10 protein-coding genes and 1 tRNA gene are annotated in these 13,363 nt (G+C 56.1%); 6 read left to right on the top strand and 5 right to left on the bottom strand.

Annotation, left to right across the window (positions count from 1 at the left end; all coding sequences use genetic code 11):
* Positions 1 to 2: 2 nt before the first annotated feature.
* The 4 genes from QZ196_RS04335 to fabI form a co-directional block, all read right to left on the bottom strand.
* The gene (locus QZ196_RS04335) at positions 3 to 1,844 is read right to left on the bottom strand and encodes a peptidylprolyl isomerase (protein ID WP_296424284.1); all 1,842 of its coding nucleotides are present in this window, start codon (positions 1,842 to 1,844) and stop codon (positions 3 to 5) included.
* A gap of 80 nt (positions 1,845 to 1,924) precedes the next feature.
* On the bottom strand, positions 1,925 to 3,100 hold the full coding sequence (locus QZ196_RS04330; protein WP_296424283.1) for an aminotransferase: 1,176 nt from the start codon (positions 3,098 to 3,100) through the stop codon (positions 1,925 to 1,927).
* Positions 3,101 to 3,237: 137 nt separating this feature from the next.
* Complete coding sequence (gpt, locus tag QZ196_RS04325; protein ID WP_296424280.1) at positions 3,238 to 3,741, bottom strand: xanthine phosphoribosyltransferase; 504 nt, start codon at positions 3,739 to 3,741, stop codon at positions 3,238 to 3,240.
* Between the two features lie 10 nt (positions 3,742 to 3,751).
* On the bottom strand, positions 3,752 to 4,558 hold the full coding sequence (gene fabI / locus QZ196_RS04320) for an enoyl-ACP reductase FabI (protein ID WP_296424278.1): 807 nt from the start codon (positions 4,556 to 4,558) through the stop codon (positions 3,752 to 3,754).
* A 152-nt stretch (positions 4,559 to 4,710) separates the two neighbouring features.
* Here fabI and pdxH point away from each other — a divergent pair, with 152 nt between their 5' ends.
* The 4 genes from pdxH to QZ196_RS04300 all read left to right on the top strand — a co-directional run bounded on the left by pdxH (position 4,711) and on the right by QZ196_RS04300 (position 6,558).
* Positions 4,711 to 5,316 carry a pyridoxamine 5'-phosphate oxidase gene (gene pdxH, locus QZ196_RS04315; protein WP_296424276.1) on the top strand — a complete coding sequence of 202 codons (606 nt, stop codon included), beginning with the start codon at positions 4,711 to 4,713 and terminating at the stop codon, positions 5,314 to 5,316.
* A 121-nt stretch (positions 5,317 to 5,437) separates the two neighbouring features.
* A complete protein-coding gene (locus QZ196_RS04310) occupies positions 5,438 to 5,965 on the top strand; it encodes a cold shock protein (protein ID WP_296424274.1) in 528 nt (175 codons plus the stop codon).
* Complete coding sequence (locus QZ196_RS04305; protein WP_296424272.1) at positions 5,944 to 6,438, top strand: DUF192 domain-containing protein; 495 nt, start codon at positions 5,944 to 5,946, stop codon at positions 6,436 to 6,438. Before QZ196_RS04310 ends, QZ196_RS04305 begins: the two co-directional genes overlap by 22 nt.
* Positions 6,439 to 6,481: 43 nt before the next feature.
* A tRNA-Pro gene (locus QZ196_RS04300) sits at positions 6,482 to 6,558 on the top strand.
* Between the two features lie 73 nt (positions 6,559 to 6,631).
* On the opposite strand, the gene QZ196_RS04295 is transcribed toward QZ196_RS04300, so the two are convergent.
* The gene (locus QZ196_RS04295; protein ID WP_296424270.1) at positions 6,632 to 7,750 is read right to left on the bottom strand and encodes a hypothetical protein; all 1,119 of its coding nucleotides are present in this window, start codon (positions 7,748 to 7,750) and stop codon (positions 6,632 to 6,634) included.
* A gap of 627 nt (positions 7,751 to 8,377) precedes the next feature.
* Between QZ196_RS04295 and QZ196_RS04290 the strand changes: the two genes are divergently transcribed.
* Positions 8,378 to 12,025, top strand: coding sequence for a vitamin B12-dependent ribonucleotide reductase (locus tag QZ196_RS04290; RefSeq protein ID WP_296424268.1), 3,648 nt, complete (start codon positions 8,378 to 8,380; stop codon positions 12,023 to 12,025).
* A gap of 316 nt (positions 12,026 to 12,341) precedes the next feature.
* The gene (locus tag QZ196_RS04285) at positions 12,342 to 12,779 is read left to right on the top strand and encodes a DNA cytosine methyltransferase (RefSeq protein WP_296424266.1); all 438 of its coding nucleotides are present in this window, start codon (positions 12,342 to 12,344) and stop codon (positions 12,777 to 12,779) included.
* Positions 12,780 to 13,363: the final 584 nt, after the last annotated feature.

Raw genomic sequence — 13,363 nt, 5'->3', positions numbered from 1 at the left:
ACCTATTGGAACTGGGCGTTGACCGCGTTCACGGTGGCCTGATTGATATTGATGTCGGTCTGCTGCCGAAGCTGTGTTGCATAGGCATCAAAGATGTCCTGCGCGATACCGGCGGCCGCATTCGCTGCCAGTGATTCGCGTTGGGCAATCGTTGTCGCATCCTGCGGATCGGGGGGCGCGATATCATCAAGCCGCACGATGATCGCACGATCCAGCGCATCAATTACCCGCACCTCGCCAATGGCCATTTCGAACAGGGCATCGTTAAAGTCCGGTGGCGTGCCTTCGACAAAGCTGCGCCGTGTCAATTCCGCCTCGGTCAATGGCTCAAGGCCGAGTGTTGCAAAATCAGTGAGCGGCTGGATGGAGGCGACAATTTCTTCGGCGCGCGCAACGACGGCTTCCTGCCGGGCTTTGGCCTGCCAGCCTGCGATGACCGCGTCACGCACATCTACGATCGGCTGAAGCTTGGGCGGGGTGATTCCATCAAGCCGCAGCGCGAAGATACCGCCATCATCGAGGTCGAACACCTCTGGGAATGCGCCTTGTTCAATCAGGGCGGCCTCTGTGCGGAATGCCTCGTAGGCGGCAATGCCCGCGGCGTCATCGGCCGCCCAGTTGATGGTACCAAGCTGCATATTGGTACGCTCTGCCAGATCTTCGAGCGTCGCGCCACCGGCGAGCAGGTCGATGATGGTGTCCGTGTCGCCGTTGATAACCTCGCGTGCCGCATCGGCGGCCAGTTCATTGCGCAGGTCGGGCGCGGCTTCTTCAAATGTGGTTTCCTGAGCAGCCAGAACAGCATTCACACGAAACAGCGCAGGCCCGAGAGAGGAATTGAAGGGCCCGACAATGGCACCGGGATCGGCGGCGAAAACCGCCTCGCCAGCGCCGCGCAGTTGGGCCTGATCGACATCACCCAAGTCGATATCGGACAGGTTCAGACCGCGTTCCGCGACCAGTCCTTCGAATGTGACGGACCCTGCGTCAAGACGGGCACGCGCATTTTCAGCTTTGGCCTGATCGACATAAACCAGACGTTCGACGAGGCGACGTTCAGGCTGGATGAATTCCGCACTGCGGTCTTCATAAAGCTGTCTGACGGCCTCATCTGTGACGGTCATCTGACCTTGGATCATATCAGGCGACAGCCAAGCATAAGTGATGTCGCGGGTTTCGGGCAGGGTGAACAGCGCAGGATTGTCGCCGTAATAGGTCTGCTGATCCGCCTCGGTTGGGCCGGGCACGGGCGCGGTCAACGCTGTTGCATCAATGGTTGTCCACGTGATGCTGCGACGCTCGCCGATATATTGAACCAGCGTGTCCGCATAAGCATCCGCCGTTGGCACGCCGCTGACGACGGCGCCTTGCAGCAGGCTGCGGGTCAGGTCTTCGCGGATGTCGGCTTCGAATTCCGCTTCTGACTGCCCGTTTTGCTGTAGTGCAAAGCGATAGCTTTCGCGGTTAAAGGCACCATCGCTGCCGCGGAATTGTGGAATGGCGATAACCCGCTCAAGCACCAGCGCATCACCAACGGAAATTCCAAGGTCGCTCGCCTCATTATCAAGGGTGCGGGTGAGGATAATCTGGCTCAGGGCGGCTTGATCAATGCCAAACGCCTGCGCCTGCTGAAATGACAGCGTCGTGCCGAATTGTGCCTGAAGGGCGCGAATCTGCTCGTTCAGGGTGCGTTGATACGACGTCACGCTGATGTCCTTTGCGCCGACTGTGCCGATGCTGCGGATATTGCCCGAAAGGCCATTGGCCCCAAAACCTGCAAGCCCGACCAAAAGCAGGATCAGGATGAACCAAACCCCATATCGGTTTTTCTTTTTTTCCGCCATGCGTGGATACCGCCCGTTGTTCGTTTGACCGCTAAAGTGGGTCGCGTCTGAATACGGGCGCAGGCCCGTGGGTGCAAGGGTCAGAGCGCGAGGTTTGACAGCCTGTTGAACAGTGCGGCGATCCCTGAACGGTCGATATTGGCAAATGCGATGCGCAACTGCGTTTCGCCGCCCGGGACATCGACAGGCATGAACATCGTTCCCGGTAGGAGCAGGACACTTGCATCGCGCACCAGAAGCGGTGCGAGATCGGCGGATGACATCGGAAATGGATGTTGGACATAGGCAAAATAAGCACCGCTACCCAGCAAGGCCCAGCCGTGATAGGCAAGCATTGGGAAATGATCGGTGATGGCTGCGCGTCGATCAAGAATTTCCCGGCGTTCGTCGGCAAGCCATTCGCCCAGATTTTGCATCCCCCATAGGGCGGCGCGCTGTCCCAACTGATTTGGGCAGATAGTAACGGCATCGAGAAACTTTTCGACCTCGGACAGGCGGGCTGCGCTTGCGGTGATTGCGCCAACCCGGTGGCCGGTCAGCCGATACGCCTTGGAAAATGAATAGAGTTGGATCAGTGTGTCGTCCCAGTCGGGGTCGCTGAACAGATCATGCGGCATGCCGACGCGGCTGTCGAAATCGCGATAGGTTTCATCGACGATCAGGGCGATCTTGTGTCGGCGCGCAAGGGTCAAAAAGGCACGCAGGGTCTCGGCCGGGTATTCAACTCCGCAGGGGTTGTTTGGGCTGACAAGCACAATGGCGCGGGTGCGATCGCCGATCAATGCCGCAGCGGCATCTGCCTCGGGCACCATACCGGTACCCGTTGTCAAAGGCACCGTTTTGACGCCTGACATGTCCAGCCACATACGGTGATTGAAGTAATAGGGCACAGGCACGATTACTTCGTCGCCTTCTGCGCAGAGCGTGGCGATTGCTGCGGCAAAGGCTTGATTGCAGCCGGATGTGATCGCGACCTGCGCGGGTGCTACTGCACCGCTATAGGCTGCAGACCACCTGTCGGCGACTTGTTCCCGCAATGCAGGCAGGCCAAGCACCGGGCCATACAGGTGGGCCGCGGGATCGGTTAGAATCATCTGCGCCATAGCTTCGCGCATGACGTGGGGCGGTGGGTCAACGGGTGCCGCCTGACTGACGTTCAGCAAGGGGCGATCAGTGGGATGGGTTACGCCATCAAGCCAGCGCCGTGCCTGCATAACCGGAGGAGCAAAGGTGGTGGCTGTACGCGGTCGGGTCATGATCTTTCCAAACGGAGCGGCTGCGCCGCAAGACTTAATCTTTTGCCTCCGGCGGGGATATTTTTACTCGGAAGAATGGCTTGTCGAAAAACCGCTTCTTCCGAGCCACAATATCCCCCGCGGCGCGTCCCGCATGTTCAATCTTTGCCGCGGTATGGCTCAACGTACTGCAGTGCCATGTCCCATGGGAAGAAAATCCACGTATCCTGGCTGACCTCGGTGATGAATGTGTCCACTTGGGGGCGCCCTTTGGGTTTGGCGTACACCGTAGCAAAATGGGCGTTTGGATACTTGAGCCGTACCAGTTCGAGGGTCTTGCCGCTGTCGACCAGATCGTCGATGATCAAAATCCCGGTGCCGTTGCCCATAAGCGTAGCGTCCGGGGCCTTGAGAACAGCCGCGTCTGACTGGTCCTGGTGATCGTAGCTTTTGATACTGATCGTATCGACCGTCCTGATATCAAGCTCGCGCGCGACGATCATTGCGGGGGCCATCCCGCCGCGGGTAATCGCGACCACGGCCTTCCATGCACCGTTGTCAGGCCCTTTGCCATCCAACCGCCAAGCCAGTGCCCGGCTGTCACGATGGATCTGGTCCCAGCTTATGTGAAACCCCTTTTCATGGGGCAGGCGGTCAGTCATGGCGCGGATCCTATTCTTTGGTAACGTCGGGTGCATCGACGGCTTTCATGCCGACAACGTGGTAGCCGGCATCGACATGCAGCACTTCGCCGGTGACGGCGCTGCCCAAGTCGGAAAGCAGGTAAAGTGCTGATTTGCCGACCTCTTCCTGGGTGACGGTCCGGCGCAGCGGCGCGTTATATTCGTTCCACTTCATGATGAGCCGAAAATCGCCGATGCCGGAGGCTGCCAATGTCTTGATTGTCCCCGCGCTGATTGCGTTGACGCGGATGTTATGTTTGCCGAGATCTTCGGCCATGTAGCGCACGGAGGCCTCAAGGGCGGCCTTGGCGACGCCCATGACGTTGTAATGTGGCATCACCTTCTCGGCGCCGTAATACGTAAGCGTCAGGCAAGACCCGCCATCTGTCATCAGTTTTTCCGCCCGCTTCACGACAGCCGTGAACGAGTAGACAGAGATGTCCATCGACATCAGGAAGTTGCTGCGGCTGGTATCAACATAACGGCCACGTAATTCATTTTTGTCAGAAAAACCAATGGCATGGACAATGAAGTCCAACTTGCCCCAGCGGTCCTCAAGTGCGGCAAACAGCGCGTCTATCGACGCCTCATCGCCAACATCGCAGGGCAGAACAATATCGGAACCAACGGATGCTGCCAGTGGACCGACGCGTTTTTTCAACGCCTCGCCCTGATACGAAAAGGCGAGTTCTGCCCCAGCTTCGGCACAGGCTTTTGCGATACCCCACGCGATTGATTTATCATTGGCCAGGCCCATTATCAGGCCGCGCTGGCCCTGCATCAGCTGTGACGTCATTGCTGTTTCCCTTATCGGAATTGATCGAGTTGACCTATCGTTTAGGCGATTGCCCAGACGGCGGCAAGCTGTTGACGCCATTCAGTAAAAAGGTTGCCAGCTTGCACGATTAATCCTAAGCCTGTCATTAGGGGTGCAATTGAGGGTCGGGTATGTCTGATCGGGATGGGATTTTTGTAGGCGATGATCCATTTGTCATTGCGCAGCAATGGCTTGACGTAGCTTCGCAGACGGAAATCAGCGATCCCAATGCCATTGCGTTATCGACCGTCGATGCAACAGGTTTGCCGAATGTGCGCATGGTGCTTCTCAAGGATATTGAGCCTGACGCATTTGTCTTCTACACCAATTATGAAAGCCGAAAGGCCGTTGAGATCACGCAGTCAGGTAAGGCTGCGTTTGTTGTGCACTGGAAAACGCAAGCCCGGCAGATCCGGGTGCGCGGTTTGGTCAGTAAAGAAGATGGACTGATCGCGGACGCGTACTACAAGTCCAGATCGCTCAAAAGCAGGTTGGGTGCCTGGGCGTCGCGGCAATCACAGCCGTTGTCGTCACGGAGTGCGTTAGTAGCAGAAGTTGCCAAGGTAACAGTGCAGCAAGGTGTGGATCCGGAACGGCCACCTTTTTGGGGTGGTTTCCGTATCGTGCCGTTAGAGATCGAGTTTTGGTCCGACGGCGCGTTTCGACTGCATGACCGGTTTCGGTGGTCACGTGAAACGAGTGATCAAGCATGGGAAATTACCCGCCTGAGCCCCTGAATTTCACGCTTCGTGAAATATCGGGCCTTGAAGTTCAGGTTAGTTTCTGGTCGAGATCGGTTTTGGAAAGAAAAGGACGGACACATTGCGGGAGCTTGAATGTGGCCGAGGGGAAGACGTGATGGATACGCAAGACACCGATGGCCAACGGCAAATTAATGGCCGGGTGAAATGGTTCGACCCTGCAAAGGGTTTTGGTTTCGTAATCGCCGACCTTGGTGGGCCGGATATATTGCTGCATGCGAACGTATTGCGTAATTTCGGACAGGGATCAGTCGTTGATGGCTCCGCCATTGAAATTCTGGTGCAGGATACCGAGCGTGGCCTGCAGGCCACACAGGTGCTGTCAATCACGCCACCGCAAAGTGATGCGTCGGTTCCGTTGCGCGACATGGTCGAATTTACCGCTGACGATATCGCCCGGCGTCCTATTCTGCCCGCGCGCGTGAAGTGGTTCGACAAGGCAAAGGGATTCGGTTTTGCGAATATTTTTGGCAACAACGATGATGTGTTCATTCATGTTGAGGTGCTGCGTCGCTCTGGTCTGTCTGATTTGCAATCAGGTGAAGCAGTGGGCCTGCGTCTGGTTGACGGCGAACGGGGCAGCATGGCGATTGAGGTTGTTGGATGGGAAATAGCCGCACGTTAAAAGCTGGCGCGCTTTCAATCGTTCTGGCCGTTCTGGGGCAGCCGCTTTGGGCGGTTTGTGCTGTGGACAAGGTGACGGTGTCCGGCCCTTGGGGGCGGGCGCATTTCACCGTCGATGTGGCCGACGACCCGCAAGAGCGGGCCAGCGGTCTTATGTTTGTCGCGCAAATGCCGATGCTGACGGGGATGCTGTTTGTCTACGAGCGCCCGCAGAGCGTCAGTTTTTGGATGAAGAACACGCTGATTCCATTGGATATACTGTTTGTCAGCCCCACTGGTGAAGTGCTGGCTATCCATGACAATGCAGTGCCCGGTGATTTGACGCCGATTGCGGGTGGGGATGGCGTGCAGATGGTGCTTGAGATCAACGGCGGTCTTGCCCGGCGTCTGGGCATTGGCGTTGGCGATGTCTTGCAGCATCCGAGCTTTGGTCCCGAAGCAATTTCACCTTGTGTTGAAAATAGCGACAGTTAGGGCTTTTCAAATCAGTTTAGGGGGGCTAAAGACAGCCTCGGTTCGGGGCGTAGCGCAGCCTGGTAGCGCATCTGTTTTGGGAACAGAGGGTCGGGAGTTCGAATCTCTCCGCCCCGACCAATTTTAAGAATATAGACGGCAGCACGCGGTGTTGTCTGTCTGTGGAACCGGCAGCACCAAGCCGGTTACATTATCAGACCCCCCAAGTTTCATCGTAGAAATTGTCTTCTGTGACATCTGTGAGGGATTGCCGCAGTTCGTGATTTTTGCGCCTGGCCTCCAGCATCTGTACGTTCAGGCTTTTGGACGCATCGCTTGGCCCTTTTCCCTTCAGTGCGACGATTTGCGGTTTGAGGCTGCGCCGCAGTTCAGCTAATCCGGCGACCTGCCGCATGATCGCGTTTATCGCATTCCTGCGCATGTTGAGCGGGGTGCAGAAATGTTCGAATGACGCAAAGCGCCCAGAAGCCAGCAAGAGGTCTTCGATTTCATGCATGCTTTCTGCGGCCTCAAGACGTTCGAACCCGTGGTAGTGGTAAAGAACGGCGTCGTCGTTTGCCGGGAACATGGTCCCATCAATCGGGTAGTTGAACGCAGGTGTGAGCGTTTCAAAGCGACACCCGCTGCGGTACACCGCGACTGGCAATGATGCCTGATCAAGCCATGGGCGCTTGCGCTCATCGTCGATGCGCTGATCAAAGTCCAAAGTCAGCGCTGTTTCCAGCCAACGGGCGCCAAAGCGTGTGCCGTCGGGCACCGTTTCCGGGAATGCCACAAATCCCGCATTGTAATAGGGTGCCGTCTCGCGATTCGTGCGCAGCATTTTGACCCGTTCATCGGGCAGCGGCAGGTCGAAGATGGCATAGGTTTCTTCCCAAACGTCCATGAAACGCTGTGCGTATCCGGCAACGGATTCGGGCACAGCTGCAATCTTGTCGTGTTGAAACAGTGTGGGATCGTTCAATGGCTTGCGCAGCAAGGTGTCGGTGTCGACAAAGACACAAAACGCATGTGGCCGATTCTCAGCGACGGCCAATAGCTTGTGCCCGTGGTGGTAGGGTTTCTGATAGCGGTTCATGCTGAAGGCAAGTTCGCGTGAGAGCGTCTGAATCGGTGCGTTCATGGCTGCATGAATTGCTTTTACGCGGTCCGGGACCTGATCTGCTTTTCCCAAGGGCGCATAGGGATAGATCGGCGTATCCGGATGATGACGTCGCAGTGACAGCAGCAAAGGAATCGCATGGGTGATCAGATTAGGCGGGTCAATAACATAGATGAAACTGAAGTCTGTCGAACCTGTTGTTTTCGTCACGATTGCCGCCCTTAATCACGATGCATATCGGGCGACAATCGTTGATAGCGCGCACAGAGGCAAGGGTACGAACCGGGTGTCGGAACTGACACCGATTCGTCGCACGACGGGTCGCGGGTGACAGCAAGGCGCGCCCGAAAGTGATTGTTAGTCCTTTGTTAACCATTCTCTAAATGCATGTTGGCCTGCCGCTATGTCTTCAACCACTCTCTTTGTTTGTGGTGCTAAATATGCCGAACAAAAGGGTTTCTTTTGCTGCCTGTAGCGGTGCCGCCTGTGGATAATTCGGGGGATGAATCACTGGGGTGTGATGGGGACGGTTCACATGGGACACGTCAACCATTTTAATCCGCATTTAGTGTTAAAAATTCGTTGACCCACTAGGGCTAGATGCGTCACCTTGTGCGAGTTGACGGCCGCAGCACTAGATGTGGTAGTAACACCGGGACAGGTTTTACAGGCGGGCGCAGATATTTATTGCGCACTCTCACTGCAGTTTACCAATGGCCGGACCATTTTGGTTTGCCGCCGCATGTCTTTGGGCACGAATAGTTCTTCGCATCGCGATCATGCGGTGGGTTTCAGGTTAAGGCCGCAACGACGGCAAAAAAAATAGGGGCAGACACGATGAAAATCGAACGCAATTTCACAACAGTCGGGCAAGACGCTTATGCGGCGCTGAAGTTCAAGACGACCACGTCGGAGATTCGTAATCCGGACGGGACGATTGTTTTCAAACTGGACGATTGTGAAATTCCGGGCGGTTGGAGCCAGGTTGCATCCGATGTCATCGCGCAAAAGTATTTTCGCAAGGCCGGCGTGCCTTCGGAAGTGAAAAAGGTAAAAGAAAAGGACGTTCCTGCGTTCCTGTGGCGGTCGGTTCCAGCCAAAGGGGCGACCTTTGGCGGTGAAACCTCGGCCAAGCAGGTGTTTGACCGTCTGGCAGGTGCGTGGACCTATTGGGGCTGGAAGGGCGGCTATTTCTCGTCCGAGGAAGATGCCAGCGCGTATTTCGACGAAATGCGGTATATGCTGGCCACGCAACGTGCCGCGCCAAACAGCCCGCAGTGGTTCAATACAGGTCTGCATTGGGCCTACGGCATTGATGGTCCTGCGCAGGGGCATTATTACGTTGATTACCAGTCGGGCGTCTTGACTAAATCGACATCATCCTACGAGCATCCGCAGCCGCACGCCTGCTTCATCCAATCGGTCAGCGATGATCTGGTCAATGAAGGCGGCATCATGGACCTGTGGGTCCGCGAAGCACGCCTGTTCAAATACGGCTCTGGCACGGGCACAAACTTTTCGTCACTGCGCGGCGAAGGTGAGGCGCTTTCGGGTGGTGGCAAGTCATCGGGCCTGATGGGGTTCCTTAAGATTGGCGATCGTGCGGCAGGGGCGATCAAATCGGGCGGGACCACACGCCGGGCCGCCAAGATGGTGATCGTCGATGCAGATCACCCCGATGTAGAGGATTTCATTAACTGGAAGGTCATCGAGGAGCAAAAGGTAGCGTCCATCGTGGCGGGGTCCAAGATGCACGAGCGTTACCTGAACGCGATCTTTGCGGCGATCAAATCATGGGATGGCGAAGATGTCGCTGCATATGATCCCAAGACCAATGCGACTTTGGCGTCTGCGGTCAAGGACGCAAAGCGGTCCGCGATCCCCGAGACCTATATCAAGCGCGTTCTTGACTATGCCAAGCAGGGTCACACCAGCATTGAATTCCCGACCTATGACACGGATTGGGATTCTGAAGCCTATTCGAGCGTGTCCGGGCAGAACTCCAACAACTCGATCCGGGTCACCGATGCGTTTCTCAAGGCGGTCGAAGATGATGCCGACTGGAAGCTGATCAATCGCAGGAATGGAGAAGTGGCCCGCATCATCAAGGCCCGCGATCTGTGGGAGCAGGTGGGCCATGCCGCATGGGCCTGTGCTGATCCGGGCATCCAGTACCATGACACAGTCAACGCATGGCACACATGCCCCGAAGACGGTGAAATCCGCGGTTCGAACCCGTGTTCCGAGTACATGTTTCTGGACGACACAGCGTGTAACCTCGCCTCGATGAACCTGCTGAAGTTTTATGCAGACGGCGTGTTTCAAGTCGAAGATTACATCCATGCGACTCGTTTGTGGACGGTGACGTTGGAAATTTCCGTGATGATGGCACAGTTCCCGTCCAAGGAAATCGCGCAGCGGTCCTATGACTTCCGTACGCTGGGGCTGGGCTATGCCAACATCGGTGGTCTGCTGATGAACATGGGCTTTGGCTATGACAGCGACGAAGGGCGTGCGATGGGGGCCGCCCTGACGGCGATCATGACCGGCGTGTCCTATGCGACGTCTGCTGAAATGGCAGGCGAACTGGGCGCGTTCCCCGGCTATGCCAAGAACAGCAAGCACATGTTGCGGGTCATCAAGAACCATCGGCAGGCAGCCCTGGGCAAGTCCACAGGCTATGACAAACTGGATGTAAAGCCCGTGCCGCTGGACCATGGCAATTGCCCCGACGCACGTCTGGTCGAACTGGCAATAACTGCCTGGGACGAGGCGCTGGAACTGGGCGAAAAGCACGGCTACCGCAATGCGCAGGTCTCGGTGATCGCGCCGACCGGCACGATCGGTCTGGTCATGGACTGTGATACCACCGGAATTGAGCCTGACTTTGCCTTGGTGAAATTCAAAAAGCTGGCGGGTGGCGGTTACTTCAAGATCATCAACCAGTCGGTGCCGGCCGCGCTTGAAAAGCTCGGCTACGGCTCTGCGCAGGTCGAGGAGATCATCGCGTATGCCGTTGGTCACGCGTCGATGGGGCAGGCGCCTGCGATCAACCACACCAGCCTGATTGGGCATGGTTTTGGACAGGCCGAGCTGGACAAGATCGAAGGGTCGCTCAAGTCGGCCTTCGATATCCGCTTTGTTTTCAACCAGTGGACGCTGGGCGAGGATTTCTGCACCAAGACACTGGGTATTCCCGTTGATAAGCTGAACGATCCAACCTTTGATCTGCTGCGCCATCTTGGCTATACCAAGAAGGACATCGAGGCTGCGAACGATCACGTCTGCGGGACGATGACGCTGGAAGGTGCACCGTTCCTGAATGAAAAGCACTATAGCGTCTTTGATTGCGCCAATCCCTGCGGCAAAACGGGCAAGCGTTATCTGAGCGTTGATAGCCATATCTACATGATGGCTGCGGCGCAGTCGTTCATTTCGGGCGCGATTTCAAAAACGATCAACATGCCCAATGATGCGACCATCGAAGATTGCCAGAAAGCCTACGAGCTGTCCTGGTCACTGGGTGTGAAGGCCAACGCGCTGTACCGCGATGGATCGAAGCTGTCGCAGCCACTTGCGTCCGCGTTGGTTGAAGATGACGACGAGGCGCTGGAAATTCTGGAAAGCGGCAATCATCACGCGAAGGCCGCCGTTCTGGCAGAAAAGATCGTCGAGCGGATTATCATCCAGGAAGTGCGCAACCGTGAGCGTGAAAAGATGCCGCAACGCCGCAAGGGTTATACCCAGAAGGCGATTGTGGGTGGGCACAAAGTGTATCTGCGCACGGGCGAATATCAGGATGGCCAACTGGGTGAAATCTTTATTGATATGCACAAAGAGGGTGCCGGCTTTCGCGCGATGATGAACAACTTTGCCATCGCAGTGTCTGTCGGTCTGCAATACGGCGTGCCGCTGGAAGAGTTCGTGGATGCGTTTACATTCACCAAATTCGAACCCGCCGGCATGGTCCAAGGCAATGATAGCATCAAGAATGCGACCTCGATCCTTGACTATATCTTCCGGGAATTGGCGGTGTCCTATCTGGACCGGACTGACTTGGCCCATGTGAAACCGGAAGGCGCGTCGTTCGATGATATCGGCCGCGGCGAAAAGGAAGGCGTATCGAACGTTCAAACACCAAGCCAATCTGCTGCGTCACGGTCACTCGAAGTGCTCAAGCAGATTTCATCGACAGGATATCTGCGCAAGCGGATGCCACAGGAACTGGTGGTGCTGCAGGGGGGCATGGGTGCCACGGCGCTGCGCACCGGTACGGATGCGATTGCGGCCCTTCAGACACTCGTCCCGGAGGTGCGGACAATAACCGCACTCAGCACCGGCACCGTCGGCATCACGGTCCGCGACAAGGCCAAGATGCAGGGCTACGAGGGCGATCCCTGCGGCGAATGCGGCAACTATACGCTGGTGCGCAACGGCACCTGCATGAAGTGCAACACCTGTGGCGGGACAAGCGGGTGCAGCTGAGAAATTGAGGAGGATTTTGTCCCTCTGGGCATAGTTCTTCCCAATTTGGGCAAAGGTTTTCCCATCTGGGGGCAAAGTTTCTCCCGATCGGGTGAAAGACGTTAGAAATAAGGATCCGGGGCGGGTGCGCTCGCTCTCGGCGCAGATCAGGCCACAGGCAACAAACGACGAGCGGTATAATCACGAGCCTGATCAGCAAACTAACGGGGTCCCTTCGGGGGCCCCTTTTTTCGACCAATCATTTAGAGTGATGTCTCTCCAAACAGGCTACTCTGACTCTTGGCAATCCAGCCGGAAGACAGCTATATGTAGTGGCATGAAAATAATTGACGGCAATATGTCAAAATCAAACCCCGTAGTCGAAGCACCAGTCGTTGTTGACCTGTTCTGCGGTGCGGGCGGTCTAGCTTACGGCATGCAAACGGCAGGTTGCAAGATTGCCGCAGGAGTGGACCTAGATCCGAGCTGTAAGTATGCGCTGGAGACAAACACCTCCGCCGAGTTCGTCTGTCGCGATGTGTCAAAGGTGACCCCATCTGATCTGAATGAATGGTTTGGGAGCGCGAAAGTCAGAGTATTGGCAGGTTGTGCTCCTTGCCAGCCATTCTCAACCTATTCTCAAAGCCGCAAAACTGAAGACAAGCGTTGGAATCTGTTACTTGAGTTCTTGAGATTGGCTGTAAGTCTAACTGTGCGAGATGGCGTTCCCAGGCCTCAAGGGCATCGAAAAGAGTTTTCAGCTCTTCTGCGCTGAGGGAATTGAACTGGGGGTTCAATCCTTTTCCCTCTTGGCGCACCATCTTTTTTCATTCATCGACAAAAAGATGGGCTAGCTGCGCGTTGCGTGATGCTCGGGTCTACACCGAGGTGTCCCTCTGGGCATAGTTCTTCCCAATTTGGGCAAAGGTTTTCCCATCTGGGGGCAAAGTTTCTCCCGATCGGGTGAAACACGTTAGAAATAAGGATCCGGAGGCGGGTGCGCTCGCCTTCGGTGCAGATCGGGCCAACAGGCATAAAAACACGAGCGGTATAATCACGAGCCCGATCAGCAAAACTAATGGGGTCCCTTCGGGGGCCCCTTTTTTGTGTGTGCACGTATTGCGATCTATGCGCCAACTAGGTTCGAAACTAATCTTGTGTCCGCCGATCAGACGATCTGAGGTGCAATCTCGGTGGAAGTTAAGAGCCTTCAATAGAAATCCCAACCAGCTCCGCTATTGTCAACGGCAGAGTAAAAGTGAGCCAAAGGGCAGCGCAAAATGTTGCCACTTTGGGGTTGGGATGGCTCTGTTGCACAAATTCTGTGAGGGATTCATCTAGTGAATCCAGTGTGGTAGC

The organism is Yoonia sp. (genome assembly GCF_017854565.1).
Lineage (GTDB): Bacteria > Pseudomonadota > Alphaproteobacteria > Rhodobacterales > Rhodobacteraceae > Yoonia.
Note: the sequence above shows the minus strand (reverse complement) of the source record. Positions and strands in the feature narration are given on the sequence as shown.

Excerpts from the sequence above, each read along its gene's own strand:
- QZ196_RS04335 (WP_296424284.1), bottom strand. The coding sequence starts at position 1,844 with ATGGCGGAAAAAAAGAAAAACCGATATGGGGTTTGGTTCATCCTGATC.
- QZ196_RS04330 (WP_296424283.1), bottom strand. The coding sequence starts at position 3,100 with ATGACCCGACCGCGTACAGCCACCACCTTTGCTCCTCCGGTTATGCAG.
- gpt (WP_296424280.1), bottom strand. The coding sequence starts at position 3,741 with ATGACTGACCGCCTGCCCCATGAAAAGGGGTTTCACATAAGCTGGGAC.
- fabI (WP_296424278.1), bottom strand. The coding sequence starts at position 4,558 with ATGACGTCACAGCTGATGCAGGGCCAGCGCGGCCTGATAATGGGCCTG.
- pdxH (WP_296424276.1), top strand. The coding sequence starts at position 4,711 with ATGTCTGATCGGGATGGGATTTTTGTAGGCGATGATCCATTTGTCATT.
- QZ196_RS04310 (WP_296424274.1), top strand. The coding sequence starts at position 5,438 with ATGGATACGCAAGACACCGATGGCCAACGGCAAATTAATGGCCGGGTG.
- QZ196_RS04305 (WP_296424272.1), top strand. The coding sequence starts at position 5,944 with ATGGGAAATAGCCGCACGTTAAAAGCTGGCGCGCTTTCAATCGTTCTG.
- QZ196_RS04290 (WP_296424268.1), top strand. The coding sequence starts at position 8,378 with ATGAAAATCGAACGCAATTTCACAACAGTCGGGCAAGACGCTTATGCG.
- QZ196_RS04285 (WP_296424266.1), top strand. The coding sequence starts at position 12,342 with ATGAAAATAATTGACGGCAATATGTCAAAATCAAACCCCGTAGTCGAA.